The sequence below is a fragment of the Pseudomonas sp. P5_152 genome, assembly GCF_033989915.1.
Taxonomy (GTDB): Bacteria; Pseudomonadota; Gammaproteobacteria; order Pseudomonadales; family Pseudomonadaceae; genus Aquipseudomonas.
In genome coordinates this window covers 2,572,367-2,599,114 of sequence record NZ_JASFAH010000002.1, presented here as the reverse complement: position 1 = coordinate 2,599,114, position 26,748 = coordinate 2,572,367, and the positions used below count along the sequence as shown (strand labels likewise).

The 26,748-nt window shown below is 61.7% G+C and carries 21 protein-coding genes; 17 read left to right on the top strand and 4 right to left on the bottom strand.

The genetic code is table 11. The annotated features are described in order from the left end of the window. Positions 1-208: 208 nt before the first annotated feature. The 7 genes from QMK50_RS11885 to QMK50_RS11855 all read left to right on the top strand — a co-directional run bounded on the left by QMK50_RS11885 (position 209) and on the right by QMK50_RS11855 (position 9,034). On the top strand, positions 209-1,186 hold the full coding sequence (locus tag QMK50_RS11885; RefSeq protein WP_320333168.1) for a dipeptidase: 978 nt from the start codon (positions 209-211) through the stop codon (positions 1,184-1,186). A gap of 78 nt (positions 1,187-1,264) precedes the next feature. Beyond that, positions 1,265-1,795, top strand: coding sequence for a DUF5943 domain-containing protein (locus tag QMK50_RS11880; protein ID WP_099550381.1), 531 nt, complete (start codon positions 1,265-1,267; stop codon positions 1,793-1,795). 15 nt (positions 1,796-1,810) lie between these two features. Beyond that, positions 1,811-3,871, top strand: a complete 2,061-nt coding sequence (dgcA, locus tag QMK50_RS11875; protein ID WP_095164363.1) for a dimethylglycine demethylation protein DgcA — start codon at positions 1,811-1,813, stop codon at positions 3,869-3,871. A 184-nt stretch (positions 3,872-4,055) separates the two neighbouring features. Continuing rightward, complete coding sequence (gene dgcB, locus QMK50_RS11870; protein ID WP_320333167.1) at positions 4,056-6,005, top strand: dimethylglycine demethylation protein DgcB; 1,950 nt, start codon at positions 4,056-4,058, stop codon at positions 6,003-6,005. Continuing rightward, positions 6,005-7,225: an electron transfer flavoprotein subunit alpha/FixB family protein gene (locus QMK50_RS11865; RefSeq protein ID WP_159998311.1), complete on the top strand. Its 1,221-nt coding sequence runs from the start codon at positions 6,005-6,007 to the stop codon at positions 7,223-7,225. The genes dgcB and QMK50_RS11865 overlap by 1 nt, the downstream gene beginning before the upstream one ends. A 15-nt stretch (positions 7,226-7,240) precedes the next feature. Then, complete coding sequence (locus tag QMK50_RS11860; protein WP_159998309.1) at positions 7,241-8,011, top strand: electron transfer flavoprotein subunit beta; 771 nt, start codon at positions 7,241-7,243, stop codon at positions 8,009-8,011. 108 nt (positions 8,012-8,119) lie between these two features. Further along, positions 8,120-9,034: an RHS repeat-associated core domain-containing protein gene (locus QMK50_RS11855; RefSeq protein WP_320333166.1), complete on the top strand. Its 915-nt coding sequence runs from the start codon at positions 8,120-8,122 to the stop codon at positions 9,032-9,034. Positions 9,035-9,843: 809 nt separating this feature from the next. On the opposite strand, the gene gbcA is transcribed toward QMK50_RS11855, so the two are convergent. Continuing rightward, complete coding sequence (gene gbcA, locus QMK50_RS11850; RefSeq protein WP_320333165.1) at positions 9,844-11,139, bottom strand: glycine-betaine demethylase subunit GbcA; 1,296 nt, start codon at positions 11,137-11,139, stop codon at positions 9,844-9,846. 282 nt (positions 11,140-11,421) lie between these two features. Between gbcA and gbcB the strand changes: the two genes are divergently transcribed. After that, positions 11,422-12,522: a glycine-betaine demethylase subunit GbcB gene (gbcB, locus tag QMK50_RS11845; protein WP_095164347.1), complete on the top strand. Its 1,101-nt coding sequence runs from the start codon at positions 11,422-11,424 to the stop codon at positions 12,520-12,522. Between the two features lie 126 nt (positions 12,523-12,648). Here the strand turns inward: gbcB and QMK50_RS11840 are convergent, their stop codons facing one another. Beyond that, complete coding sequence (locus QMK50_RS11840) at positions 12,649-13,473, bottom strand: NAD(P)-dependent oxidoreductase (RefSeq protein ID WP_320333164.1); 825 nt, start codon at positions 13,471-13,473, stop codon at positions 12,649-12,651. A gap of 218 nt (positions 13,474-13,691) precedes the next feature. After that, entirely contained in the window at positions 13,692-14,732 is a 1,041-nt protein-coding gene (locus QMK50_RS11835) for a low specificity L-threonine aldolase (RefSeq protein WP_095164344.1), read from the bottom strand. A gap of 131 nt (positions 14,733-14,863) precedes the next feature. On the opposite strand from QMK50_RS11835, the gene QMK50_RS11830 reads away from it, so the two are divergent. The 9 genes from QMK50_RS11830 (at position 14,864) to QMK50_RS11790 (ending at position 25,644) form a co-directional block, all read left to right on the top strand. Continuing rightward, positions 14,864-15,580, top strand: coding sequence for a TraX family protein (locus QMK50_RS11830; RefSeq protein WP_320333163.1), 717 nt, complete (start codon positions 14,864-14,866; stop codon positions 15,578-15,580). A gap of 281 nt (positions 15,581-15,861) precedes the next feature. Beyond that, the gene (glyA, locus tag QMK50_RS11825; protein ID WP_095164340.1) at positions 15,862-17,115 is read left to right on the top strand and encodes a serine hydroxymethyltransferase; all 1,254 of its coding nucleotides are present in this window, start codon (positions 15,862-15,864) and stop codon (positions 17,113-17,115) included. A gap of 24 nt (positions 17,116-17,139) precedes the next feature. Then, on the top strand, positions 17,140-18,390 hold the full coding sequence (locus QMK50_RS11820) for a sarcosine oxidase subunit beta (RefSeq protein ID WP_003206307.1): 1,251 nt from the start codon (positions 17,140-17,142) through the stop codon (positions 18,388-18,390). A gap of 15 nt (positions 18,391-18,405) precedes the next feature. Next, complete coding sequence (locus QMK50_RS11815; protein ID WP_095081389.1) at positions 18,406-18,735, top strand: sarcosine oxidase subunit delta; 330 nt, start codon at positions 18,406-18,408, stop codon at positions 18,733-18,735. Beyond that, on the top strand, positions 18,732-21,749 hold the full coding sequence (locus QMK50_RS11810; RefSeq protein ID WP_095164338.1) for a sarcosine oxidase subunit alpha: 3,018 nt from the start codon (positions 18,732-18,734) through the stop codon (positions 21,747-21,749). Before QMK50_RS11815 ends, QMK50_RS11810 begins: the two co-directional genes overlap by 4 nt. 128 nt (positions 21,750-21,877) lie before the next feature. Then, complete coding sequence (locus QMK50_RS11805; protein WP_095164337.1) at positions 21,878-22,510, top strand: sarcosine oxidase subunit gamma; 633 nt, start codon at positions 21,878-21,880, stop codon at positions 22,508-22,510. 151 nt (positions 22,511-22,661) lie between these two features. Then, entirely contained in the window at positions 22,662-23,519 is an 858-nt protein-coding gene (gene purU / locus QMK50_RS11800) for a formyltetrahydrofolate deformylase (RefSeq protein ID WP_095164335.1), read from the top strand. Between the two features lie 201 nt (positions 23,520-23,720). After that, positions 23,721-24,920, top strand: a complete 1,200-nt coding sequence (gene fdhA / locus QMK50_RS11795; RefSeq protein WP_095164333.1) for a formaldehyde dehydrogenase, glutathione-independent — start codon at positions 23,721-23,723, stop codon at positions 24,918-24,920. A 178-nt stretch (positions 24,921-25,098) separates the two neighbouring features. Next, on the top strand, positions 25,099-25,644 hold the full coding sequence (locus QMK50_RS11790) for a DUF2780 domain-containing protein (protein ID WP_095164329.1): 546 nt from the start codon (positions 25,099-25,101) through the stop codon (positions 25,642-25,644). A 7-nt stretch (positions 25,645-25,651) separates the two neighbouring features. Here QMK50_RS11790 and QMK50_RS11785 read toward each other — a convergent pair whose 3' ends face one another. Next, positions 25,652-26,539 carry an acyltransferase gene (locus QMK50_RS11785; protein WP_320333162.1) on the bottom strand — a complete coding sequence of 296 codons (888 nt, stop codon included), beginning with the start codon at positions 26,537-26,539 and terminating at the stop codon, positions 25,652-25,654. Between the last annotated feature and the right edge of the window lie 209 nt (positions 26,540-26,748).

Below are 26,748 nucleotides of genomic sequence, written 5' to 3'. Positions count from 1 at the left end.
CATCCAGTGATGCGGCGGATTCTGGCCCAAGCGCGGGGTAAAGAACAGACGGGCAAACCGACGGCGATGTAAGCCTTTGTCGTGGATTGACGCTTTCGGCAAACCCCCTGTCGTTTTTGCACCCGGCTGCCCAGGCACCGAGGCATATGCTGACCCAAAGCGCCGGCAGACGATTCGGCGCATGAATCACCAATAAGGGGACAGCCTGATGAGCCCAGCCGAACTGCACGCCGACAGCATCGTTATCGACGGGCTGATCATTGCCAAGTGGAACCGTGAGCTGTTTGAAGACATGCGCAAGGGTGGCCTGACTGCGGCCAACTGCACCGTGTCGGTGTGGGAAGGGTTCCAGGCGACCATCAACAACATCGCCGCCAGCCAGAAACTGATCCGCGAGAACGCTGACCTGGTGATGCCGGTGCGCACCACCGCCGACATCCGCAAGGCCAAGGAGCTGGGCAAGACCGGGATCCTCTTCGGCTTCCAGAATGCCCATGCCTTCGAAGACCAGATCGGCTATGTCGAGGTGTTCAAGCAGCTTGGCGTTGGCATCGTGCAGATGTGCTACAACACCCAGAATCTGGTCGGCACCGGCTGCTACGAGCGTGACGGCGGCCTGTCGGGTTTCGGCCGGGAAATCGTCGCCGAGATGAACCGCGTCGGCGTGATGTGCGACCTCTCCCACGTTGGCTCCAAGACCTCGGAAGAAGTCATCCTCGAATCGAAAAAGCCGGTCTGCTACTCCCACTGCCTGCCGTCGGGCCTCAAGGAGCACCCGCGCAACAAGTCCGATGAAGAGCTCAAGTTCATTGCCGACCACGGCGGTTTTGTCGGCGTGACCATGTTCGCGCCGTTCCTGGCCAAGGGCATCGATTCGACCATCGACGACTACGCCGAAGCCATCGAATACACCATGAACATCGTCGGCGAAGACGCCATCGGTATCGGTACCGACTTCACCCAGGGCCATGGCCAGGATTTCTTCGAATACCTGACCCACGACAAGGGCTACGCCCGCCGCCTGACCAGCTTCGGCAAGATCATCAATCCGCTGGGTATCCGCACCGTGGGCGAGTTCCCGAACCTTACCGAGACCCTGCTCAAGCGCGGCCATCCTGAGCGCGTGGTGCGCAAGATCATGGGCGAGAACTGGGTGAACGTTCTCAAGGATGTCTGGGGCGAATAAACCGCCGCACTTCCGCATCCTGCCCTTCGGCCATCCGCGCCGCAGGTAACACCAAAATTTTTCTGGAGTTTAGTTTCCATGGCCAAGATCGCCCCGCAATTGCCAATCGAAGTCGACAGCGAGACCGGTGTCTGGACTTCCGACGCCTTGCCGATGCTGTATGTACCGCGTCACTTCTTCGTCAACAACCACATGGGCATCGAGGAGGTGCTGGGCAGCGATGCCTATGCCGAGATCCTCTACAAGGCCGGCTACAAGTCCGCCTGGCACTGGTGCGAGAAGGAAGCTGAGTGCCACGGCCTGGAAGGCGTCGCGGTGTTCGAGCACTACATGAAGCGCCTGTCGCAGCGCGGCTGGGGCCTGTTCAAGATCCAGGACATCGACCTCGACAAAGGCACCGCCAGCGTCAAGCTCGAACATTCGGCGTTTGTCTATGTGTACGGCAAGGTTGGACGCAAGGTCGACTACATGTTCACCGGCTGGTTCGCCGGCGCCATGGACCAGATCCTGCAGGCGCGCGGCAGCAAGATCCGCACCGTCGCCGAACAGGTATACGGTGGCTCGGAAGAAGGCCACGACGACGGCTTGTTCACCGTCAAGCCGTTGTAAGTCGAGGATCCTGCCATGGCTTTCGAAGCAATGTTCCAGCCGATCCAGATCGGCAAACTGACCATCCGCAACCGTGTGCTCAGCACCGCGCACGCCGAGGTGTATGCCACTGACGGCGGCATGACCACCGATCGGTACGTCAAGTATTACGAAGAGAAAGCCAAGGGCGGGATCGGCCTGGCGATTTGCGGCGGTTCCTCGGTGGTGGCCATCGACAGCCCGCAGGAATGGTGGAGCTCGGTCAACCTGTCCACCGACCGCATCATTCCGCACTTCCAGAACCTGGCCGACGCCATGCACAAGCATGGCGCCAAGATCATGATCCAGATTACCCACATGGGCCGCCGCTCGCGTTGGGACGGTTTTAACTGGCCGACGCTGATGTCGCCATCGGGCATCCGTGAACCGGTGCACCGCGCCACCTGCAAGACCATCGAGCCGGAAGAAATCTGGCGGGTCATCGGCAACTATGCCCAGGCCGCGCGTCGGGCCAAGGCCGGTGGCCTGGACGGCGTCGAGCTGTCGGCCGTGCACCAGCACATGATCGACCAGTTCTGGAGCCCGCGGGTCAACAAGCGTACTGACGAGTGGGGCGGCACCTTCGAAGGCCGCATGAAGTTTGGCCTGGAAGTGCTCAAGGCGGTGCGTGCCGAGGTCGGTGACGACTTCTGTGTCGGCATCCGCCTGTGCGGCGACGAGTTCCATCCGGACGGTCTGTCCCACGAAGACATGAAGCAGATCGCCAAGTACTACGACGACACCGGCATGCTCGACTTCATCGGAGTGGTCGGCTCGGGGTGCGACACCCACAACACCCTGGCCAACGTCATTCCGAACATGAGTTATCCACCGGAGCCGTTCCTGCACCTGGCAGCCGGGATCAAGGAAGTGGTCAAGGTTCCGGTGCTGCACGCACAGAACATCAAGGACCCGAACCAGGCCACGCGGATTCTGGAAGGCGGCTACGTCGACATGGTCGGCATGACCCGCGCCCATATCGCCGACCCGCACCTGATCGCCAAGATCAAGATGGGCCAGATCGACCAGATCAAGCAATGTGTCGGCGCCAACTACTGTATCGACCGGCAGTACCAGGGCCTGGACGTGCTGTGCATCCAGAACGCCGCGACGTCCCGTGAATACATGGGCGTGCCACACATCATCGAAAAATCCACCGGCGTGAAACGCAAGGTGGTGGTGGTCGGTGCCGGCCCAGCCGGGATGGAAGCTGCGCGCGTAGCGGCGGAACGTGGTCATGACGTGACCCTGTTCGAGAAGAAGGAATTCATCGGCGGGCAGATCACGACTGCCTCCAAAGCCCCGCAACGGGACCAGATCGCCGGTATCACCCGCTGGTTCCAGCTGGAACTGGCACGCCTGAAAGTCGACCTGCGCCTGGGCGTGGCTGCCGATGCCGCGACCATTCTCGACCTGCGTCCGGACGTGGTGGTGCTGGCAGTGGGCGGGCATCCGTTCCTGGAGCAGAACGAACACTGGGGCGCGGCAGAAGGCCTGGTGGTCAGCAGCTGGGACGTACTCGACGGCAAGGTGGCGCCCGGCAAGAACGTGCTGGTCTACGACACCATCTGTGAGTTCACCGGGATGTCGGTGGCCGACTTCCTGGCCGACAAGGGTTGCCAGGTCGAGATCGTCACCGACGATATCAAGCCCGGCGTGGCCGTCGGCGGTACGTCGTTCCCGACCTACTACCGCAGCATGTACCCCAAGGAAGTGATCATGACCGGCGACATGATGCTGGAAAAGGTCTACCGCGAAGGCGACAAGCTGATTGCCGTGCTGGAGAACGAATACACCGGCGCCAAGGAGGAGCGGGTGGTCGACCAGGTGGTGGTGGAAAACGGCGTGCGTCCGGATGAAGAAATCTATTACGCGCTGAAGGAAGGTTCGCGCAACAAGGGCCAGATGGACGTTGAAGCCCTGTTCGCGATCAAGCCCCAGCCTTCGTTGAGCCAACCAGGCGACGGCTACCTGCTGTTCCGCATTGGCGACTGCGTGGCCCAGCGCAACACGCATGCTGCGATCTATGACGCCCTGCGGCTGTGCAAGGATTTCTAACGGCTTGTGGATAACCCTTGTAGGAGCGAGCTTGCTCGCGATGGACGTGAACGAAGACGCGGGGAGTCTGACTTAGCGCGGCGTTCTCAGGTTTTTCGCGAGCAAGCTCGCTCCTACAAGGAATCGGGCAAGGCATCCAGGTAGTTTGGCCTGCAAGACCCTGAGGTCTTTGGGAGCAACACCCATGTTGAACACAATTCTTCCCATCCTGCTCTTCGCTGCCCTGGGCCTGGCGGTTCTGGGCGCGTTGCGGCGGGTGGCCATGTGGCGTCGCGGCCGAGCTTCGAAAGTCGACCTGATCGGCGGCCTGCTGGCCATGCCCAAGCGCTACATGGTCGACCTGCACCACGTGGTGGCGCGTGACAAGTACATCGCCAACACCCACGTCGCCACGGCCGGCGGTGCGGTGGCGTCCGCGGTGCTGGCGATCCTGGTCCACGGATTTGGCCTGCATAACCGCTTCCTGGGGTACGCGCTGCTGTTGATGACGGCAGTGATGTTCGTCGGTGCGATCTTCGTTTATCTACGTCGGCGCAACCCGCCGGCCCGGCTGTCCAAAGGCCCGTGGATGCGTTTGCCGAAAAGCCTGCTGGCGTTCTCGGCGTCGTTCTTCCTGGTGACCCTGCCGGTGGCCGGTATCCTGCCGGAACACTTCGGTGGCTGGCTGTTGGCGGTCATCCTCGGTATCGGCGTGCTGTGGGGCGTGTCTGAGCTGTTCTTCGGCATGACCTGGGGCGGGCCGATGAAGCACGCCTTCGCTGGTGCCTTGCACCTGGCCTGGCACCGTCGCGCCGAACGCTTTGGTGGCGGCCGTTCCACCGGTTTGAAACCGCTGGATTTGAACGACCTGTCGGCGCCGCTGGGTGTGGAAAAACCCAAGGATTTCACCTGGAACCAACTGCTGGGATTTGACGCCTGCGTGCAGTGCGGCAAGTGCGAAGCCGCGTGCCCGGCGTTTGCCGCCGGCCAGCCGTTGAATCCGAAAAAACTGATTCAGGACATGGTGGTCGGCCTGGCCGGAGGCACCGATGCCAAGTTCGCCGGCAGCCCGTATCCGGGTAAAGCCATCGGCGAGCACGCGGGTAATCCGCATCAGCCGATCGTCAACGGCCTGGTTGACGCCGAAACCCTATGGTCGTGCACCACCTGTCGCGCCTGTGTCGAGGAGTGCCCGATGATGATCGAGCACGTCGATGCGATCGTCGACATGCGCCGCCATCTGACCCTGGAAAAAGGTGCGACCCCGAACAAGGGCGCCGAGGTCCTGGAGAACTTGATCGCCACCGACAACCCGGGCGGCTTCGCCCCGGGTGGGCGGATGAACTGGGCGGCGGACTTGAACCTCAATCTGCTCAGCGAAAAGAAATCCACTGACGTGCTGTTCTGGGTCGGCGACGGGGCGTTTGACATGCGCAACCAACGCACCCTGCGCGCGTTCGTCAAAGTGCTGAAAGCGGCGAAAATCGACTTTGCCGTGCTCGGCCTTGAAGAGCGCGACAGTGGTGACGTGGCTCGACGCCTGGGCGATGAAGCGACCTTCCAGTTGTTGGCCAAACGCAACATCCAGACCCTGGCCAAGTACAGCTTCAACCGCATCGTCACGTGCGATCCGCACAGCTTCCACGTGCTGAAAAACGAATACGGCGCGTTCGATGGCAACTACCTGGTGCAGCACCACAGTACCTACATGGCGCAAATCATCGGCGCCGGCGCGCTGAATCTCGGCCAGCACAAGGGCGACAGCGTGACCTATCACGACCCGTGCTACCTCGGTCGCTACAACGGCGAATACGAGGCGCCGCGTGAAGTGCTGCGCGCCCTCGGTATCGAAGTCAAAGAGATGCAACGCTCCGGCTTCCGCTCGCGCTGCTGCGGCGGTGGCGGCGGTGCGCCGATCACTGACATTCCGGGCAAGCAGCGGATTCCCGACATGCGCATGGAAGACATCCGCGAGACCGGTGCCGAACTGGTGGCCGTGGGCTGCCCGCAGTGCACGGCGATGCTGGAAGGGGTGGTCGAGCCGCGACCTTTGATCAAGGACATTGCCGAACTGGTGGCCGATGCGTTGCTTGAAGACCAAGCGCCGAGCAAGCCGATCACGCCGGCTCAACGTAAACCTGCGCAGGTGCACTGATGAGCGACATAATCCGCCGCGACCCCCGTGCCGAATGGATCGCCCGCAACCGCCTGCACCCGCTGCACGCGGCCATGCAGCCGGCGCAACACAGCTGGATGGGGCCTAACGGCGTCATCCGCAAGAACCCCCATGGCATCGGCTTCATCGGCCCCAACGGGATCAAGCGCATTGACCGTAGCGGCGCCCAGCAGGGCGGCGCGACCAAGCGTACTGCCGCCGTGGAAGTGCAATTGCCGCTGCATCAGGTAGTGGTCCCTGCGTTCTACATCAGCGTGGTGCCCGACATGGTCGGCGGCCGCTTGAGCAGCCATGACCGCGACTTGCTGGGCCTGGCTCATCAATTGGCCGGCAACGACGGTGCCGTCCTGGCCGTGGTCTTCGGCGAACACAAAGAGAGCGCCTTCGCTACGGCTGGCGTCGATCGCCTGCTGGTACTCGAGGGGGACGAGTTCAACGGTTATGCACCGGAACAACGGGTCCAGGGCCTGCGGGCTGTGGATAACCAATTCAGCCCACGTCACTGGTTGCTGCCGGACAGTCGTACCGGTGGCGGTGAACTGGGTCGACGCTTTGCCGCCGCCCTGGGCGAACGCCCGGCCACACGGGTCTGGCAGGTCAAGGATCAGCAATGCATCGGCCGCGCCGGTGCCGGGTTGCAAGACCTGGCACGACCGCTCGCACGCTTGATTCTGGGCGCCGTCGAATGTGCAGAACCGGTCAGCGAAACCCGCCACGAAGCCTTGCCGGTGGAGTTATCCACAACCGTGGCTCGCAGTCTTTCGCGTATTGAAGATCTGGGGGCGGTGGCAGTGGACCCGGCAGCGATTCCAATGGCCGAAGCCGAGTTCATTTTCTCGGGCGGCAACGGGGTCAAGGATTGGCCGTTGTTCCACCAGACCGCCGCTGCGCTGGGTGCCACCGAAGGCGCCTCGCGGGTGGCGGTGGACGACGGCTTCATGGCCCGCGACCGTCAAGTCGGGGCGTCCGGCACCTGGGTCACCGCGCGGGTCTACGTGGCGGTGGGGATTTCCGGGGCGATCCAGCACCTGCAAGGCATCGGTGCCTGCGACAAGGTGGTGGCGATCAACCTGGACCCCGGATGCGACATGATCAAGCGGGCCGACCTGTCGGTGATCGGTGAGAGCGCCGAGATTCTTCACGCCTTGATCGCGGCGGTAGAGGCTTACCGCAACGGTGCCAAGCGCGATGCGGCTTAAGGGAAGGAAAGGGTCATGAGCACGAAAATCATCAGCCTGGTGTCGATTGGCGCCCACCCGACTTCCGGTCGGCCACGTCGCGCGGAGCAGGATGCGCGGGCGGTCGAACTCGGTCTGCAACTGGCGGGGGACGGCCTGCAAGTGCTACATGCCGGCGACGTCGCCGAGCCTGCGTTGCGCGCCTATCTGGGCATGGGCCTGGAACAGTTGCATGTGCTGGAACACCCGGCGGGTGCCGATGCGTTGCCGGCCTTGACCGACTATTTACGCGGCGCAGGTGCCCAGGTGGTGCTGACCGGCAGCCAGGCGGAAACCGGTGAAGGCTCGGGCATGTTGCCGTTCCTGCTGGCCGAAAGCCTCGGCTGGCCGCTGGTGGTGGGGCTGGCGCAGGTCGAGTCCATCGACGGTGGTTCAGCCCTGGTGCTGCAAGCCTTGCCCCGCGGTCAGCGGCGGCGCTTGAAAGTCCGCTTACCGTTTCTGGCGACGGTGGATAACGCCGCGCCCAAGCCTCGGCAAAGTGCGTTCGGCCCGGCGCGACGCGGGGTATTGCAGGCTGAAGACGTTGAAGTGCTCGACGACGAACTGCTCGCCGTCGCCACGCTGCAAGCGGCCAAGTCACGGCCTAAACGCCTGAAAGTGATCAAGGCCAAAAGCGGTGCCGACCGGATGAAGGCGGCCACGGCCAAGGCCAGTGGCGGCGGTGGCCAGGTGCTCAAGGGCGTGTCTGCCCAGGAAGGCGCCGAGGCGATCCTCAAGCTGCTGATTGAAGAGGGCGTTGTTCGCTAGTCCTGAAGGCGCCCTAGCAGAACTGCTAGTGTTGCATTGCACGCGCTTTTGTTAGGTTGATAAGTATGGATTAAGCCCCCGCAGCAGCACTGCGGGGCGTCTGGATCGATGCGAGGCCACCTGATGCCCACCGCCGGAAACGCCCCCTGTCCTGCCCATCCGCCAGCAACCACGCGCACCCTGTTGCTGGCGACCGATCTGCAACAATCGATCCTCGCCGAACTGGACCGCAGCGGTCCGAACCTTCGCGCTTACACCGCCTATGGCTCGCCCAGTAGCTTGCGTGCGACCAGTGCGGGCCTGGGTTTCAATGGGCAACTTGGTGAACATCCCACTGGTTGGTATCACCTGGGCAATGGTCATCGGGTCTATAACCCGGTGTTGATGCGCTTTCATAGCCCGGACCGGTTGAGTCCGTTTGGTGCGGGGGGATTGAATCCGTATGCGTATTGCTCGGGCTCACCCATGACCCGGGTTGATCCATCCGGTAGGGCATGGTTTTCTCTGCTGGGGAATGCTGTAGGAACTGCTTTGAATACCATCTTTGCCGGGGCTGCGATCAACAGGTCGGCAGCGGCAATCGTAGCGGGCAAACCCCAAAGCATGCTGACGCGTATTGGCAATGCGATGAGCTTTTGGGGAGGCGCTACGGGTGTACCGGCCCGTGCAGTAGGCGTCCCTGCGGCGATAGCGGCGCAGATGCCTGCTACCGGGATGTCGCTGGGATCTAACGTGGGAATCATTGGCAGCCAGGTTCTCACGGGGGTAGGTGCAGTCAAACAGAATTACGTTATTGCTCGGACATGGATGGCGACCGCCTCCAGTAATGGGCAGTCAAGATGGCGTGTGTTGTGGGAGGCGACCAAGGAGGCCAGTGGGTGGAACTTGCTCCGCAGGCAAGCGCCTGGTCAGGTGCCGGGGAGGGCTCCTGACCCACTGAAAAGTGTCGTGGTGGTGCCCCGAGGCGAAAACCCGCAAGCGGCTGGCCTGGGCGACACTGCCGACTCTATACGCCATTCCTAGGAATGTTACCGGCGCAGGCGGAATTACCCACAATCCCTGTTAGCGCTTCTGTGGATAACATGTTTACCCATCGCTACACCCCCTGCACAGCAAGCCCTGCAAGCCTTTGTACGAAAAACAACCAGTGCTAGTGGTTGTTTTTTCGAGCTTTTTTCATTGGGCGAGGCGATCCCTTGTTCAAGACTTGCCCCCAATCTCTGTTGGCGTTTCTGTGGATAAGATGTTTGCTGTCGGCTGTAAGCCATACAGATCAATGCTTTCAAGGATTCGATCAATAAATAGCCAAATGCCGTTCTTTACCCTTCGAAAGCTACTCAAACCCGCGAAATATGCAGCTTGGGCGGGGTTTTCCACAAGGAATGACCACGACGCACAAGTTGCCCCCAAACTCTGTTGGCGCTTCTGTGGATAAGGTGTTCGCGGTCCGCTACGAGCCATACAGACCGTGGCTTACAGGCTTTCGATCAAAAAACATCCAATGGCTGACGAAAACCACTCATTTGGATAAGTCACGGATTTTCTTCAGTTTCTGTGGAGAAAACTTTCAGCCTTTCCACAGTTGTCCCCATTTGCTGTGGGTGGAGCTGTGGATAACTTGTTCACTGAAGGCTGGGAGGCGCGCGCGATATAGCTCTGAACGCAATAGATCATATTTCGTACAGTTCTAAGGATGAGGGTGGCGTAGCGGAAGAAACTAGTGAAAGGGAGGGCCTCATCGCGGGCAAGCCCGCTCCCACAGTGATCTCTGTTGTTCACAAATAATGTGTTCAAACGCAAATCCTGTGGGAGCGGGCTTGCCCGCGATGCTTTTAGCCTTGGACCGGAACTCCTTTGAGGTACGGCGCAGGCTCGGCCCCAAGATTGTTCAGTAGGCGCTCGCTGTACCAGTCCACGAAGTTCACCACGCCGAACTCGTAAGTCTTGGAGTACGGCCCAGGCTGGTACGCGGTGGAGTTGATGCCACGCTGGTTCTCTTCGGCCAGGCGCCGGTCCTGGTCGTTGGTGGCGTCCCACACCTGGCGCATGCGGTCGACGTCGTAGTCGACGCCTTCGACGGCGTCCTTGTGCACCAGCCACTTGGTGGTGACCATGGTTTCCTGGGCGCTGATCGGCCACACGGTGAACACAATGATGTGGTCGCCCATGCAGTGGTTCCAGGAGTGCGGCAGGTGCAGGATGCGCATCGAGCCCAGGTCCGGGTTCTGGATGCGGCCCATGAGTTTTTTGCAGCCTTGCTTGCCGTCCAGGGTCATCGACACGGTGCCCTTGAGCAGCGGCATGCGCACGATGCGGTTACGCAGGCCGAAGCTGGCGTGGGCATACGGAATCTTCTCGGCGTCCCAGGCGGCGGCAGAAGCGGCCACGTGGTCCTTGAACGCCTGGTCGGCACGGGGGTCGGTGACGTCGTCCCATTCGAGCAGGGTTTTCAGCAGTTCAGGGTGCGAGGCGTTGCAGTGGTAACACTCGCGGTTGTTCTCCAGCACCAGCTTCCAGTTGGCTTTTTCGAACAAGGTGGTCTGGATCGCCACCTTGGTGTTTTCCATGTCGTACGGTTCCATGTAGTGATTCAGCGTCGACAGGAAGTCATCGATGGCCGGCGGATTTTCCGCCAGGCTGATGAAGATGTAGCCGCCCGCGGTCTTCACGTTCACCGGCTTGAGGCCGTACTGCTTCATGTCGAAGTCGTCACCCATCTCGGTGCCGGCAAACAGCAGGCGCCCGTCGAGTTCGTAGGTCCACTGGTGGTAGTGGCAGACCAACTTGGCGACCTTGCCTTTATCGCTGGTGCACAGGCGCGAGCCACGGTGGCGGCAGACGTTGTGGAAGGCATGCACCACCCCCTCGGCACCGCGAATCACGATGATCGGGTTCTTGCCGATCTGCAGGGTCAGGTAGTTGCCCTTGGTCGGGATTTCGCAGGTCATGCCAGCGATCAACCATTCTTTCTGAAAGATTTCCTGCATGTCGATATCGAACAGCCGCTCATCGGAGTAGAACGGCTGCGGCAACGAGAACGTGCGCTCACGTTCCTGCAGCATCTGGGCGGTGGCCTTGCGTGCGGGTTCCAGAGGATCGCCCAGGCTGATTTTTGCGGTGACGTCCATCGATTGAGTCCTCATGGCCATTCTGTGTGGCCGGCGAATAGTGGCTGATACGGTTGCTACGCAAGACACAAACAGTGTTTATCTGTTGAGGCGAGTGTGGGGCTGCCGCCGCCCAGAACCTTATCCACGAGCGACATGGCCCACTCTGTTCCCGACGCTCAACCCCCGGTAGCAAGGGGCTGGTCGCGATAAGCATGTGAATGTCGCAGATAGGTAAATGGCCGGTCGGCGCTATACGCAAAATCGCCAACATGAGGCCGACAGTCGGCCGTGGAGATCAGCATGTCCAACAGCTTCCTGAACCCGGTAACCACCCAGACCTGGGCCAATGGTCGACACATTGTCCGTTGCGTCAAAGTCATCCAGGAAACCTGGGACGTGCGCACCTTTTGCTTCATGGCTGACCAGCCGATCATGTTCTTCTTCAAACCGGGGCAATTTGTCACCCTGGAGCTGGAAATCGACGGCCAGCCGATCATGCGTTCGTACACCATCTCCAGCTCACCGTCGGTGCCCTACAGCTTTTCGGTGACCATCAAGCGGGTGCCGGGCGGCAAGGTCTCCAACTGGCTGCACGACACCCTGCACGAAGGTCAGGAACTGGCGGTGCACGGGCCGGTCGGGCTGTTCAACGCCATGGACTTCACCGCGCCGAAGGTGCTCTACCTCAGCGGTGGTGTCGGCATTACCCCAGTGATGTCGATGGCGCGCTGGTTCTATGACACCAATGGCAATGTCGACATGGTGTTTATCCACAGCGCCCGTTCGCCCAAGGACATCATTTATCACCGCGAGCTGGAGCACATGGCGTCGCGGATCGATAACTTCAGCCTGCACCTGATTTGCGAGAAACACGGCCTGGGCGAGCCCTGGGCCGGCTATCGCGGTTACCTGAACCATAAAATGCTCGAATTGATGGCGCCGGACTTCCTCGAGCGTGAAGTGTTCTGCTGCGGTCCGACGCCGTACATGAATGCGGTCAAGCGCCTACTGGAGGCTGCCGGCTTCGACATGACGCGCTATCACGAGGAATCCTTCGGCGCCACGCCGCCGGAAGCTCGTGCCGATGCCGTGGAGCAAGCCGAACAAGCAGCCGACGCTCCGGAAATCGACATCGCCGACCTGCATCAGGTGGAGTTCACCGCGTCCGGCAAAAGCATTCGCGTGGCCCCGGGAGAAACCGTGCACGCGGCGGCGGCCAAGCTTGGCCTGCTGATTCCCAAGGCTTGCGGCATGGGCATCTGCGGGACCTGCAAGGTGATGAAGCTGGGGGGCGAGGTGGAGATGGATCACAACGGCGGGATCACCGAGGAAGACGAGGCCGAAGGGTTCATCCTGTCGTGCTGCAGCGTGCCGAAGGGGGACGTGCGGATCGAGTTCTGAGTAAGTCGCGCAACCTGTAGGAGCGAGCTTGCTCGCGATGAACCTGAGAACGCCGCGGGGTGCCAGGTTGCCAGCGTCATCGTTGACGTCCATCGCGAGCAAGCTCGCTCCTACAGGGGAGGGTGTTTAGTCAATAAACAGGTCCGTCATCAGCTTGTCGCTGCTGTCAGGCGCGAAGCGGTAGTGCTCGAACTCCGTCACACCGCTTTCCCGCAGTATTTCCTCATCAATAAGCAAGCGCCCGGTCAAGCTGCGGCTTGCACTGCTCAGAATGACGTGGGCGGCGTCGGCCATGATCGCAGGCGTGCGTGCATGTTTGAACGACTCCCTCGACCCCAACTGAAACTCGATCGCGGCGGTGGCAATCATCGTCTGTGGCCATAGCGAGTTGACGCTGATCCCGTAATTCCTGAATTCCTCACTCATGCCCAACGTCAGCATGCTCATGCCGTACTTGGTCACGGTGTAGGGGCTGTACTGGGCGAACCATTTGCTGGCGAGGTTCAGCGGCGGTGAGAGGTTGAGGATGTGCCCGCTGGACTTTTTCAGGTAGGGCAGGGCGGCCTGGCTGCACAGCAGCACGGCGCGGGTGTTGATCTGGTGCATCAAGTCGAAACGCTTGAGTTCGATGTGCTGCACGCCTGTCAGCTTAATCGCCCCGGCATTGTTGACCAGCGCGTCGATGGCACCGAAATGCTCGTTGGCCTGGGCCAGTGCCGCATGCACTGCCACTTCATCGCGCACATCCACCTGCAGCGCCAGTGCCTTGCCGCCGGCGGCCTCGACTTCCTCCGCCACGCTGAAAATAGTCCCGGGCAGCTTGGCGTGGGGTTCCGCGCTTTTCGCGGCAATGACGATATTGGCCCCATCCCTGGCGGCACGCAGCGCAATTTCACGGCCGATGCCACGGCTGGCGCCGGTGATGAAGAGGGTTTTGCCTTGAAGTGACATGCGCGTGCTCCTGCTTATTGTTATGTGAGCGTAAGGGCTCGACAGACAATGTAGACGAGGAGCAAGCAATAGGAGGGGATGATGTTGGCTTTTGTGGGAGCGAGCTTGCTCGCGATAGCGGACTGTCAGTGACATCAACGTTGAATGTGCTGGCCTCATCGTCGGAACGCCGCCCGGAGCAAGCCCGCTCCCACGGGGGAGCGGTGTAAACCAACGCTTTAGCGGGACATCACTTCGCGAATGTCCGCAGCCAATTCCCGCACCCGCTCTTCCTCGGTGTCCCAGGAGCACATGAAGCGTGCGCCGCCTTTACCGATGAAGGTGTAGAAGCGCCAGCCGCGAGCGGTCAGTGCTGCCACGGCGGCCTCCGAGAGTTGCAGGAACACGCCGTTGGCCTGTACCGGGAACATCAGTTCGACGCCGGGAATGTCGCTGACCAGTTCTGCCAGCAGTTGTGCGCAGTAGTTGGCGTGGCGGGCGTGCTTGAGCCAGGCGTCGTGTTCCAGCAGGCCGACCCACGGCGCTGAGAGGAAGCGCATTTTCGATGCCAGTTGCCCGGCCTGTTTGCAGCGGTAGTCGAAGTCTTCGGCCAGTTTCTGGTTGAAGAACAGAATCGCCTCGCCCACCGCCATGCCGTTTTTGGTGCCGCCAAAACACAACACGTCGACCCCGGCTTTCCAGGTCAGGTCGGCCGGCGAGCAATCGAGGAACGCGCAGGCGTTGGAGAAGCGCGCGCCGTCCATGTGCAGGTTCAGGCCCAGCTCTTTGCAGGTGGCACTGATGGCGCGGATTTCTTGCGGGGTGTAGACGCTGCCGACTTCAGTGGCCTGGGTCAGGGTCACCACCCGTGGCTTGGGGTAGTGAATGTCCTGGCGCTTGAGGGCGATCTCGCGGATTGACTCCGGCGTCAGCTTGCCGTTTTCGGTGCGCGCCGTGAGCAACTTGGAGCCATTGGAGAAGAACTCCGGGGCGCCACATTCGTCGGTTTCGACGTGGGCGGTTTCCGAGCAGATCACGCTATGGTAACTCTGGCACAACGACGACAAGGCCAGGGAGTTGGCGGCGGTGCCATTGAAGGCGAAGAACACCTCGCAGTCGGTTTCGAACAGTTTGCGGAAATAGTCCGAGGCGCGGGCGGTCCACTCATCGTCGCCATAGGCGCGCTGGTGGCCCTGATTGGCCTGTTCCATGGCCGCCCAGGCTTCAGGGCAGATGCCGGAATAGTTGTCGCTGGCGAATTGTTGGCTCTTATCGGTCATGGCCGGCTTCCGTGGTCGAGGCGCTTATGGTGAAGCGGCTCGTGGTCAATGATGGTGCGCACTTTACCGAAGATCGTCCGGAGAGCACACGCGATGTGTCTGTCAGAAAACTACACAGTCGAGGGGCAATTATGCACGTGACGCAACGTGACGGTGCACTCGATCTGCTCAAATGGTTGGCACTGTTGAGCATGGTCCTCGATCACCTGCGCTATGTCGGCTGGCCGCTCGATGTGCTCTATGTGCCGGGGCGCCTGGCGTTTCCCTGGTTCTGCCTGGCGATGGCGGTCAACCTGGCACGTACACCGACAGCGCCGACCGGCGGTCAGTGGTGTTACCTGGGCTGGTTGCTGCTGTTTAGCCTGGTCAGTGAAATTCCCTACCGCCTGTTCATCCCCGAGCCTGATGTCCTGAACGTATTGCCTACGCTGGCGCTGGGGCTGCTGGTGGCCCGTGGTTGGCTGTACCAGGACCTGCAGGCGCGAGGCTTGGGGCTGGTCGCGCTGCTGCTGGCGACGCTGTTCAGTGAGCGACTGATGTTTGGCGTTTTTGGGGTGTTGCTGCCATTGGCGACATTGCTGGTGATTCGTCGGCCCTGGTACTGGGCGGTGTTGCCGGGGCTGGTCTGCCTGGCGGCGAATCAGTGGCAGGTGTTGATTGCCGCCATCCGTCTGGGTAACCCGGTGGCGGTGGTTGCTCTTGGTGTCTGCCTGATTGCGCCATTGCTGGGTCTGGTCTTGTTGCGACATACCAAACATCTCAAGCCACCGCCGATGCGCCGTTGGGCGTATGCCTTGTATCCGCTACATTTTCTGCTTCTGTTACTCGTCCGCAATATCGCCGCATAACTGTGTGGGAGCGGGCTTGCCCGCGATGGGGCCAGCACAGCCAACATTTATGGACCTGACACACCGCTTCCCGGGCAAGCCCGGTCCCACAAGGATCTCCAGCGTTTTAAGGATTGAGTGCGGCCTGCCATTTTCCAGCATGTCGTAAACGCACCTTTGCGTGGCGTCCGTAGGCATTTGACCTGTCTGCGCCGGTCATACCATCGCATCAAAGGGCACTGCCGCCAGGCCGGTGCCTCACCAAGACAAAATGGCGCACCACCGCCGCTGGGAGAGACGCGATGTTCAGCAAGCAAGACCAGATCCAGGGTTATGACGATGCACTGCTGGCGGCGATGAATGCCGAGGAGCAACGCCAGGAAGATCACATCGAGCTGATCGCGTCAGAGAACTACACCAGCAAGCGTGTCATGCAAGCACAAGGCAGTGGCCTGACCAACAAATATGCCGAGGGTTATCCGGGCAAGCGTTACTACGGTGGCTGCGAGCATGTGGATAAAGTCGAAGCGCTGGCCATCGAACGCGCCAAGCAGCTGTTCGGTGCCGACTACGCCAACGTCCAGCCGCACTCCGGCTCCTCGGCCAACAGCGCGGTGTACCTGGCCCTGATCCAGGCGGGCGACACCATCCTGGGCATGAGCCTGGCCCACGGCGGTCACCTGACCCACGGCGCCAAGGTGTCGTCCTCGGGCAAGCTGTACAACGCGGTGCAGTACGGCATCGACACCAAGACCGGACTGATCGACTACGACGAAGTCGAGCGCCTGGCCGTCGAGTGCCAGCCGAAGATGATCGTCGCCGGCTTCTCGGCCTACTCCAAGACCCTCGACTTCCCACGCTTTCGGCAGATCGCCGACAAGGTCGGTGCACTGCTGTTCGTCGACATGGCCCACGTTGCCGGCCTGGTCGCTGCCGGTCTGTATCCCAACCCGCTGCCGTACGCCGACGTGGTCACCACCACCACCCACAAGACCCTGCGCGGTCCGCGTGGCGGCCTGATCCTGGCCAAGGCCAACGAAGAAATCGAGAAGAAGCTCAACTCCGCGGTGTTCCCCGGTGCCCAGGGCGGCCCGCTGATGCATGTGATTGCCGGCAAGGCAGTGTGTTTCAAGGAAGCGCTGGAGCCAGGCTTCAAGGTTTATCAGCAACAAGTGATCGACAACGCCCAGGCCATGGCCAGCGTGTTTATCAAACGTGGCTACGATGTAGTGTCCGGCGGCACCGATAATCACCTGTTCCTGGTCAGCCTGATCCGCCAGGGCCTGACCGGCAAAGACGCCGATGCCGCCCTTGGTCGTGCGCACATCACCGTGAACAAGAACGCCGTGCCGAATGACCCACAGTCGCCGTTCGTCACTTCCGGCCTGCGCATCGGCACCCCGGCAGTCACCACTCGCGGCTTCAAAGTGAGCCAGTGCGTGACGCTGGCCGGCTGGATCTGCGACATCCTCGATAACCTCGGCGATGCCGATGTCGAGGCCAATGTCGCCCAGCAGGTTTCGGCCCTGTGCGCTGACTTCCCGGTTTATCGCTGAGCGCGGTTTTTGGAGTAAATGACTATGCAACGCTACTCAGGCTTCGGCCTCTTCAAGCACTCCCTCAGCCACCACGAAAACTGGCAGCGCATGTGGCGCACGCCAACCCCGAAAAAAGTCTACGACGTGGTCATCGTCGGCGGCGGCGGGCATGGTCTGGCGACCGCCTACTACCTGGCGAAAGAACACGGCATCACCAACGTGGCCGTGGTCGAGAAGGGCTGGCTGGGCGGTGGTAACACCGCGCGCAACACCACCATCGTGCGTTCCAACTATCTGTGGGACGAGTCGGCGCACCTCTACGAGCACGCGATGAAACTCTGGGAAGGCCTGTCCCAGGACCTCAACTACAACGTGATGTTCTCCCAGCGTGGCGTCTACAACCTGTGCCACACCCTGCAGGACATTCGTGACTCCGAGCGTCGGGTCAGCGCCAACCGCCTCAACGGCGTCGACGGCGAGCTGCTCAACGCCAAGCAGGTCGCCGACGAGATTCCGTACCTGGACTGCTCAAAGAACACCCGCTACCCGGTGATGGGCGCTACCGTCCAGCGTCGTGGCGGCGTAGCCCGTCACGATGCCGTGGCCTGGGGTTTTGCCCGGGCCGCCGACGCCCTCGGCGTGGACCTGATCCAGCAGACCGAAGTGATCGGCTTTCGCAAGGAAAACGGCGTGTGCATCGGCGTCGAGACCAACAAGGGTTTCATCGGTGCCAAGCGCGTCGGTGTGGTGACCGCCGGTAACTCCGGGCACATGGCCAAGCTCGCCGGCTTCCGCCTGCCGATCGAATCTCACCCGCTGCAAGCGCTGGTGTCCGAGCCGATCAAGCCGATTATCGACAGCGTGATCATGTCCAACGCGGTGCACGGCTACATCAGCCAGTCCGACAAGGGCGACCTGGTGATCGGTGCCGGTATCGACGGCTACAACGGCTACGGCCAGCGCGGTTCGTACCCGGTGATCGAGCACACCATCCAGGCCATCGTCGAGATGTTCCCGGTGCTGTCGCGGGTGCGCATGAACCGCCAGTGGGGCGGCATCGTCGACACCACGCCGGATGCCTGCCCGATCATTTCCAAGACCCCGGTGCCGAACATGTTCTTCAACTGCGGTTGGGGCACCGGTGGCTTCAAGGCCACGCCGGGTTCGGGCAACGTATTTGCGGCGAGCCTGGCCAAGGGTGAAATGCATCCGCTGGCGGCGCCTTTCTCCATCGACCGGTTCCATAACGGCGCGCTGATCGACGAACACGGCGCTGCTGCCGTCGCCCACTAACAGGAGAAATTTCCTATGTTGCATATCTTCTGTCCTCACTGTGGCGAACTGCGCTCCGAAGAGGAATTCCACGCATCCGGCCAGGCGCACATCCCACGTCCGCTGGATCCGAACACCTGCACCGACGAGGAGTGGGGCGACTACCTGTTCTTCCGTGACAACCCCCGTGGCCTGCACCACGAACTGTGGGACCACGTCGCCGGTTGCCGTCAGTATTTCAACGTCACCCGCGACACCGTGACCTACGAGATTCTCGAAACCTACAAGATCGGCAGCAAGCCGCAGTTCACCGACAAGACTGAAAGTCCGAAAGCGGCCGCGCAGGCTCTGGGAGCGAAGGTATGAGCCAGATCAATCGCCTGTCCAACGGTGGACGGATCGACCGCAACAAAGTCTTGAGCTTCACGTTCAACGGCCAGGTGTACAAGGGCTTTGAAGGTGACTCCCTGGCGGCGGCCCTGCTGGCCAACGGCGTCGACATCATCGGTCGCAGCTTCAAGTATTCGCGGCCACGCGGGATCTTTGCCGCCGGTGCCGAAGAACCGAACGCGGTGCTGCAGATCGGCGCCACCGAAGCCACCCAGATCCCCAACGTGCGTGCCACGCAACAAGCGCTGTATCAAGGTTTGGTTGCCACCAGCACCAACGGCTGGCCGAGCGTCAACAACGACATGATGGGGATTCTCGGCAAGGTCGGCGGCAAGCTGATGCCGCCGGGTTTCTACTACAAAACCTTCATGTACCCGCAATCGTTCTGGATGACGTACGAGAAGTACATCCGCAAGGCCGCTGGCCTGGGTCGCTCGCCGACCGAAAACGATCCGGACACCTACGACTACATGAACCAGCACTGCGACGTGCTGATCGTCGGCGCCGGCCCTGCTGGCCTGGCCGCGGCACTGGCGGCTGCGCGCAGCGGGGCGCGGGTGATCCTCGCCGATGAACAGGAAGAGTTCGGCGGCAGCCTGCTCGATTCCCGTGAGAGCCTCGATGGCAAGCCGGCCGCCGAATGGGTCGCCAGCGTCATCGCTGAACTGAAAGACACCCCGGACGTGCTGCTGTTGCCGCGCGCCACGGTCAACGGTTACCACGACCATAACTTCCTGACCATTCACGAGCGCCTTACCGATCACCTCGGCGACCGCGCCCCGATCGGCCAGGTGCGCCAGCGCATCCACCGGGTTCGCGCCAAGCGTGTGGTGCTGGCGACCGGCGCGTGCGAGCGGCCGCTGGTCTACGGCAACAACGACGTGCCGGGCAACATGCTGGCTGGCGCGGTCTCCACCTACGTGCGGCGCTATGGCGTTGCACCGGGCAAGAAGCTGGTCCTGAGCACCAACAACGATCACGCCTACCGCGTGGCCCTGGACTGGCTCGACGCCAGCCTGCAAGTGGTGGCCATCGCCGACGCCCGCAGCAACCCGCGCGGTGCGCTGGTGGAAGAAGCCCGGGCCAAGGGCATCCGCATCCTGACCGGCAGCGCAGTGATCGAAGCCCGTGGCAGCAAGCACGTGACCGCTGCCCGTGTGGCCGCGATCGACGTCAAGGCGCACACCGTGACCAGCCCGGGCGAATGGCTGGAGTGCGACCTGGTGGCCAGCTCCGGCGGCTACAGCCCGGTGGTTCACCTGGCGTCGCACCTGGGCGGCAAGCCGACCTGGCGTGAAGACATCCTCGGTTTTGTCCCGGGTGAAGCGCCGCAAAAACGCGTGTGCGTGGGTGGGATCAACGGCGTCTATGGCCTTGGCGATTCCCTGGCCGATGGTTTTGAAGGGGGCGCTCGCGCCGCTGCCGAAGCCGGCTTCCAGACAGTCGAGGGTGTGTTGCCCAAAGCCCTGAGCCGCCATGAAGAGGCGACCCTGGCACTGTTCCAGGTGCCGCACGAAAAGAACACCGCACGGGCGCCGAAGCAATTCGTCGACCTGCAGAACGATGTCACCGCGGCCGCCATCGAACTGGCCACCCGCGAGGGCTTCGAGTCGGTCGAGCACGTCAAGCGCTACACCGCGCTGGGCTTCGGCACCGACCAGGGCAAGCTGGGTAACGTCAACGGCCTGGCCATCGCGGCCCGTTCGCTGAACGTGACGATCCCGCAGATGGGCACCACCATGTTCCGCCCCAACTACACGCCGGTAACATTCGGCGCAGTAGCCGGTCGTCACTGTGGGCACATCTTCGAGCCGGTGCGGTATACCGCGCTGCATCAATGGCACCTGAAAAACGGCGCTGAGTTCGAAGACGTCGGGCAGTGGAAACGTCCCTGGTACTTCCCGAAAAACGCTGAAGACCTGCATGCCGCGGTCAAGCGTGAATGCCTGGCGGTGCGCGAAAGCGTCGGCCTGCTGGATGCCTCGACCCTGGGCAAGATCGATATTCAAGGGCCGGATGCGCGCGAATTTCTCAACCGGGTCTACACCAACGCCTGGACCAAGCTGGACGTGGGCAAGGCGCGCTACGGCCTGATGTGCAAGGAAGACGGGATGGTCTTCGACGATGGTGTGACGGCGTGCCTGGCCGACAACCATTTCGTCATGACCACCACCACCGGTGGCGCGGCCCGCGTGCTGCAGTGGCTGGAGATCTACCACCAGACCGAATGGCCGGACCTGAAGGTGTACTTCACTTCCGTGACGGACCACTGGGCCACCATGACCCTGTCCGGGCCGAACAGCCGCAAGCTGCTCAGCGAAGTCACCGACATCGACCTGGACAAGGACGGCTTCCCGTTCATGACCTGGAAAGAAGGCCTGGTGGGCGGCGTGCCGGCGCGGGTGTTCCGGATTTCCTTTACCGGTGAGCTGTCGTACGAAGTCAACGTGCAGGCCGACTACGCCATGGGTGTTTTGGAGAAGATTGTTGAGGCGGGGAAGAAGTACAACCTGACGCCATATGGCACCGAGACCATGCACGTGCTGCGTGCCGAGAAGGGTTTCATCATCGTTGGCCAGGATACCGACAGCTCGATGACCCCGGACGACCTGAACATGGGCTGGTGTGTGGGCCGCACCAAACCGTTCTCGTGGATCGGCTGGCGGGGGATGAACCGCGAGGACTGCGTGCGTGAGCAACGTAAGCAACTGGTCGGTCTCAAGCCGATCGACCCGACCAAGTGGCTGCCGGAAGGCGCGCAGCTGGTGTTCAACACCAAGCAGGCGATCCCGATGAGCATGGTCGGTCACGTGACCTCCAGCTACCTGCACAACTCCCTGGGCTACTCGTTTGCCATGGGCGTGGTCAAAGGCGGCTTGAAGCGCATCGGTGAGCGGGTGTTCGCACCGCTGGCCGACGGCAGTGTGATCGAAGCGGAAATCGTTTCTTCGGTGTTCTTCGATCCGAAGGGTGATCGCCAGAACATCTAACACCACAGAACCTGTGGGAGCGTGGCTTGCCCGCGATGAACGATAGCGCGGTGCCTCAGGCAGACCGAGTTGCTCCCATCGCGGGCAAGCCCGCTCCCACAGGGAAACGAAATCAGGAAAGGTGCTTTATGACCGTAGCCAATGTGTACCAACAACGCCCAACCACCGGGGCCAAGGCCGAGTCGTCGTTGCAGCATGCCGACCTCGCCAGCCTGGTGGGCAAGGGCCGCAAAAACGCCGGCGTGATCGTGCGTGAGAAAAAACTCCTCGGTCACCTGACCCTGCGTGGCGACGGCCACGATGCCGCGTTCGCCGCCGGTGTGCACAAGGCCCTGGGCATCGAGTTGCCGGGGGCGCTGAGCGTCATCGTCAAAGGTGAGACCAGCCTGCAATGGATGGGGCCGGATGAATGGCTGCTGATCGTTCCAAGCGGTGAAGAGTTCGTCGCCGAGCAGAAGCTGCGTGAAGCCCTGGGCGAGTTGCACATCCAGATCGTCAACGTCAGCGGTGGTCAGCAGATCCTCGAACTGAGCGGCCCGAACGTGCGCCAGGTGCTGATGAAATCCACCAGCTACGACGTGCACCCCAACAATTTCCCGGTGGGCAAGGCGGTGGGCACGGTGTTCGCCAAGTCGCAACTGGTGATCCGCCACACCGCAGAAGACACCTGGGAATTGCTGATCCGCCGCAGCTTCTCGGATTACTGGTGGTTGTGGTTGCAGGATGCGGCAGCCGAGTACGGGCTTAGCGTTCAGGCTTGATCTCACCAGCGTCACTGTAGGAGCGAGCTTGCTCGCGATGGACTTGAGAGCGACGCGTTAAGTCAGGAAGTACGCGTCATCGTTGACGACCATCGCGAGCAAGCTCGCTCCTACAGTAGGCATCCACCGATTTCACAGGAGTCACCGCACTATGAGCCGCGCCCCAGACACATGGATTCTGACCGCCGACTGCCCCAGCGTCCTCGGCACCGTGGATGCGGTGACCCGCTTTCTGTTCGAGCAGGGCTGCTACGTCACCGAGCACCACTCCTTTGATGACCGGCTTTCGGGGCGTTTTTTCATTCGTGTGGAGTTTCGCCAGCCCGAGGGTTTCGACGAGCAATCGTTCCGCGCCGGTCTGGCCGAGCGCGGCGAAGCCTTCGGGATGATTTTCGAACTGACCCCGCCGCACCACCGGCCAAAAGTGGTGATCATGGTCTCCAAGGCCGATCACTGCCTCAACGATCTGCTCTACCGCCAACGCATCGGCCAGCTGTCGATGGACGTCGCGGCGGTGGTCTCCAACCACCCAGACCTCAAGCCCCTGGCCGACTGGCACGGCATTCCCTATTACCACTTCCCCCTCGACCCCAACGACAAGCCCTCGCAAGAGCGGCAGGTGTGGCAGGTGATCGAGGAGTCCGGTGCCGAACTGGTGATTCTTGCGCGTTATATGCAAGTGCTGTCGCCGGAACTGTGCCGCAAGCTCGACGGCAAGGCGATCAACATCCACCACTCGTTGCTGCCCGGTTTCAAGGGCGCCAAGCCCTATCACCAGGCTTACAACAAGGGCGTGAAGCTGGTCGGCGCCACGGCGCATTACATCAACAACGACCTGGACGAAGGCCCGATCATTGCCCAGGGCGTGGAGGCGGTGGATCACAGCCATTATCCCGAAGACCTGATCGCCAAGGGGCGGGATATCGAAGGCCTGACCCTGGCCCGGGCGGTGGGGTATCACATTGAGCGGCGGGTGTTCTTGAACGCCAATCGCACGGTAGTTCTTTAGATTGCCATCGCGGGCAAGCCCGCTCCCACAGGGTTTTGTGTCGTTCACAAATCTCAAGCTCAACCCGAATCATTGTGGGAGCGGGCTTGCCCGCGATGAGGCCCCAACAAGCAACACAAGAAACAGCATCTGTACCCGAGCACTTAACGCGCTGCCTGCCTGGGCAACGCGGTTCCATAAAAACAACAGCGAGGTGAAAGCATGTCTGGCAATCGTGGTGTGGTGTATCTCGGCGCGGGCAAGGTCGAAGTACAGAAAATCGACTATCCGAAAATGCAGGACCCGCGCGGCCGCAAGATCGAGCACGGGGTGATCCTGCGAGTGGTCTCCACCAACATCTGTGGTTCCGACCAGCACATGGTGCGCGGTCGTACCACGGCCCAGACCGGTCTGGTGCTGGGACACGAGATCACCGGTGAAGTGATCGAGAAGGGCAGCGACGTCGAGAACCTGAAAATCGGCGACCTGGTCTCGGTGCCGTTCAACGTGGCTTGCGGGCGCTGCCGTTCCTGCAAGGAAATGCACACCGGCGTGTGCCTGAGCGTGAACCCGGCTCGCCCGGGCGGCGCCTACGGTTATGTCGACATGGGCGACTGGACCGGTGGCCAGGCCGAGTACGCCATGGTGCCGTACGCCGACTTCAACCTGCTGAAACTGCCGGATCGCGACCGCGCCATGGAGAAGATCCGCGACCTGACCTGCCTCTCCGACATCCTCCCGACCGGTTATCACGGCGCCGTTACTGCCGGCGTTGGCCCGGGCAGCACCGTGTATGTGGCCGGTGCCGGCCCCGTCGGTCTGGCGGCCGCCGCGTCGGCACGCCTGCTGGGCGCCGCGGTGGTGATCATCGGTGACGTCAACCCGATCCGCCTGGCCCACGCCAAGGCTCAGGGTTTCGAAATCGCCGACCTGTCCCTCGATACCCCACTGCACGAACAGATCGCCGCGCTGCTGGGCGAGCCGGAAGTGGATTGCGCCGTCGACGCCGTGGGCTTCGAAGCTCGTGGCCACGGCCATGCCGGCGTGAAACACGAAGCCCCGGCCACCGTGCTCAACTCCCTGATGGGCGTGGTGCGTGTCGCCGGCAAGATCGGCATCCCTGGCCTCTACGTGACTGAAGACCCGGGTGCGGTAGATGCCGCTGCAAAAATGGGCAGTTTGAGCATCCGCTTTGGTCTCGGCTGGGCCAAATCCCACAGCTTCCACACCGGCCAGACCCCGGTGATGAAGTACAACCGCCAACTGATGCAGGCGATCATGTGGGACCGCATTCATATTGCCGACATCGTGGGTGTTGAGGTGATCAGCCTGGATGATGCGCCACGTGGTTATGGCGAATTCGATGCGGGTGTACCGAAGAAGTTTGTGATTGATCCGCATAAGTTGTTTAGTGCGGCCTAAGGGCTGTTGCAGGGCAAAAGGGCGACCTCGGGTCGTCCTTTTTTATGGGGCAAAAACCGTTTGCGCAGTCCATGAGATGAAAGGGAAGGCAGTCGCGGAACAATAGCCGGTGGTTTTCAGTCAAAATGCCAGCTTTGCGCCCGCTTGAGGGCATTTTTGAAGGTTCAGGAGTTTTTCGATGAAGATTTCACGCGGTTTTGCTTTGGCTTCGCTCATGACATTGGTCGCCAGCCCGGTCTTCGCCGGTTTCAGCCTGAACGATGTGGCGGGTGCGGTATCGGGCATGCAGGGAGGCGACAAGGCCGCCGCCGCAGCGCCGACCTCGCAGACTGCCGGCCTGTTGAGCGCCCTGAGCGCCCTGGACGTTAAACCAGAACAAGCCATTGGCGGCACCAGCGCGATGTTGGGCCTGGCCAAGAACAAGCTGAGCGCCAGCGACTATTCGGAACTGGCCAAGAGCGTGCCGGGTATCGACAAGCTCTCCGGTGGCAGCGGTAACCTGGGCGCCCTGGCGGGCATGCTGGGTTCGTCCGGCAAGGCCGCGGGCCTGGAAAACGCCCTGGGTAACGTCAAGGACACCAACGACCTGAACACCGCGTTCAGCGCGTTGGGCATGGACAGTGGCATGGTCGGCCAGTTTGCCCCGATCCTGCTGCAGTACCTGGGCCAGCAAGGCGTTGGCGGTACCCTGCTCAAGAGTCTGGGCAGCATCTGGGGCGTATAACCGCGCCTCACTCACACCCGGCGCGCAAGGCGTCGATGCGTGCATCCTTGTCGATCCAGAGCTGGTTGACCCAGCTCTGGACGCTTTGGCGAAACAGCGGATCGTTTTCGTAATCACCCTGCCACAACGCCGGATCCAGCTCACGGGTCTGGATGTCGATGATCACCCGCGGCACCGCACCGCTGATCAAATCCCAGAACCCCGGAATCTTTTCCTGTGGATAGACCACGGTGACGTCGAGGATGGCATCCAGCTGTTCGCCCATGGCGGCCAATACAAACGCCACACCACCGGCCTTGGGTTTTAGCAGGTGCTTGAAAGGGGATTGCTGGGCGCCACGTTTGGCCTGGGTGAAGCGCGTGCCTTCCAGATAGTTGACCACGGTCACCGGCTGGCGCTTGAACAGCTCGCATGCGGCCCGGGTAATCGCCAGGTCCTGGCCCCGCAGCTGCGGGTGTCTGGCCAGAAAGGCCTTGCTGTAGCGCTTCATGAACGGGTAATCCAGTGCCCACCAGGCCAGGCCCAGGAACGGCACCCAGATCAGCTCCTTTTTCAGGAAGAACTTGAAGAACGGCGTGCGTCGGTTGAGGGTCTGGATCAGTGCCGGGATATCGACCCAGGACTGATGGTTGCTGACTACCAGGTAAGAGGTGTCGACCCGCAGGCCCTCACCGCCACGAATGTCCCAGCGGGTGGGGATGCAGCAGGCGAAAATCAGCTTGTCGATTTGTGCCCAGGTCTCGGCGATCCACATCACCGCCGCGCTTGCGGCATCGCGATAACGGCCGGGCAGGAGCAGTTTGAGCAGGGCAAACACCAGCAGCGGTCCGATCAGGATCAGGGTGTTGAGCAGAAGCAGCAGGGTGACGAAACAGCCGGTGAGCAGGCGGCGCATAAGTAACTCTTGAAAGCATTTGGGCGGGCCATGATAAGCAGCTTCGGCGCGCAGGCCAAATCGGCGGGCTGACGAATGTTTCACTTTTGCGCGGGTATGCTGCGCCAGATGATCTGGTTTTAGTGGTGTTCTCGCTGGCCTCATCGCGGGCAAGCCCACTCCCACAGTGGTTCGGCACAGATCCCTGTGGGAGCGGGCTTGCCCGCGAT

Excerpts from the sequence above, each read along its gene's own strand:
- QMK50_RS11885 (WP_320333168.1), top strand. The coding sequence starts at position 209 with ATGAGCCCAGCCGAACTGCACGCCGACAGCATCGTTATCGACGGGCTG.
- QMK50_RS11880 (WP_099550381.1), top strand. The coding sequence starts at position 1,265 with ATGGCCAAGATCGCCCCGCAATTGCCAATCGAAGTCGACAGCGAGACC.
- dgcA (WP_095164363.1), top strand. The coding sequence starts at position 1,811 with ATGGCTTTCGAAGCAATGTTCCAGCCGATCCAGATCGGCAAACTGACC.
- dgcB (WP_320333167.1), top strand. The coding sequence starts at position 4,056 with ATGTTGAACACAATTCTTCCCATCCTGCTCTTCGCTGCCCTGGGCCTG.
- QMK50_RS11865 (WP_159998311.1), top strand. The coding sequence starts at position 6,005 with ATGAGCGACATAATCCGCCGCGACCCCCGTGCCGAATGGATCGCCCGC.
- QMK50_RS11860 (WP_159998309.1), top strand. The coding sequence starts at position 7,241 with ATGAGCACGAAAATCATCAGCCTGGTGTCGATTGGCGCCCACCCGACT.
- QMK50_RS11855 (WP_320333166.1), top strand. The coding sequence starts at position 8,120 with ATGCGAGGCCACCTGATGCCCACCGCCGGAAACGCCCCCTGTCCTGCC.
- gbcA (WP_320333165.1), bottom strand. The coding sequence starts at position 11,139 with ATGGACGTCACCGCAAAAATCAGCCTGGGCGATCCTCTGGAACCCGCA.
- gbcB (WP_095164347.1), top strand. The coding sequence starts at position 11,422 with ATGTCCAACAGCTTCCTGAACCCGGTAACCACCCAGACCTGGGCCAAT.
- QMK50_RS11840 (WP_320333164.1), bottom strand. The coding sequence starts at position 13,473 with ATGTCACTTCAAGGCAAAACCCTCTTCATCACCGGCGCCAGCCGTGGC.
- QMK50_RS11835 (WP_095164344.1), bottom strand. The coding sequence starts at position 14,732 with ATGACCGATAAGAGCCAACAATTCGCCAGCGACAACTATTCCGGCATC.
- QMK50_RS11830 (WP_320333163.1), top strand. The coding sequence starts at position 14,864 with ATGCACGTGACGCAACGTGACGGTGCACTCGATCTGCTCAAATGGTTG.
- glyA (WP_095164340.1), top strand. The coding sequence starts at position 15,862 with ATGTTCAGCAAGCAAGACCAGATCCAGGGTTATGACGATGCACTGCTG.
- QMK50_RS11820 (WP_003206307.1), top strand. The coding sequence starts at position 17,140 with ATGCAACGCTACTCAGGCTTCGGCCTCTTCAAGCACTCCCTCAGCCAC.
- QMK50_RS11815 (WP_095081389.1), top strand. The coding sequence starts at position 18,406 with ATGTTGCATATCTTCTGTCCTCACTGTGGCGAACTGCGCTCCGAAGAG.
- QMK50_RS11810 (WP_095164338.1), top strand. The coding sequence starts at position 18,732 with ATGAGCCAGATCAATCGCCTGTCCAACGGTGGACGGATCGACCGCAAC.
- QMK50_RS11805 (WP_095164337.1), top strand. The coding sequence starts at position 21,878 with ATGACCGTAGCCAATGTGTACCAACAACGCCCAACCACCGGGGCCAAG.
- purU (WP_095164335.1), top strand. The coding sequence starts at position 22,662 with ATGAGCCGCGCCCCAGACACATGGATTCTGACCGCCGACTGCCCCAGC.
- fdhA (WP_095164333.1), top strand. The coding sequence starts at position 23,721 with ATGTCTGGCAATCGTGGTGTGGTGTATCTCGGCGCGGGCAAGGTCGAA.
- QMK50_RS11790 (WP_095164329.1), top strand. The coding sequence starts at position 25,099 with ATGAAGATTTCACGCGGTTTTGCTTTGGCTTCGCTCATGACATTGGTC.
- QMK50_RS11785 (WP_320333162.1), bottom strand. The coding sequence starts at position 26,539 with ATGCGCCGCCTGCTCACCGGCTGTTTCGTCACCCTGCTGCTTCTGCTC.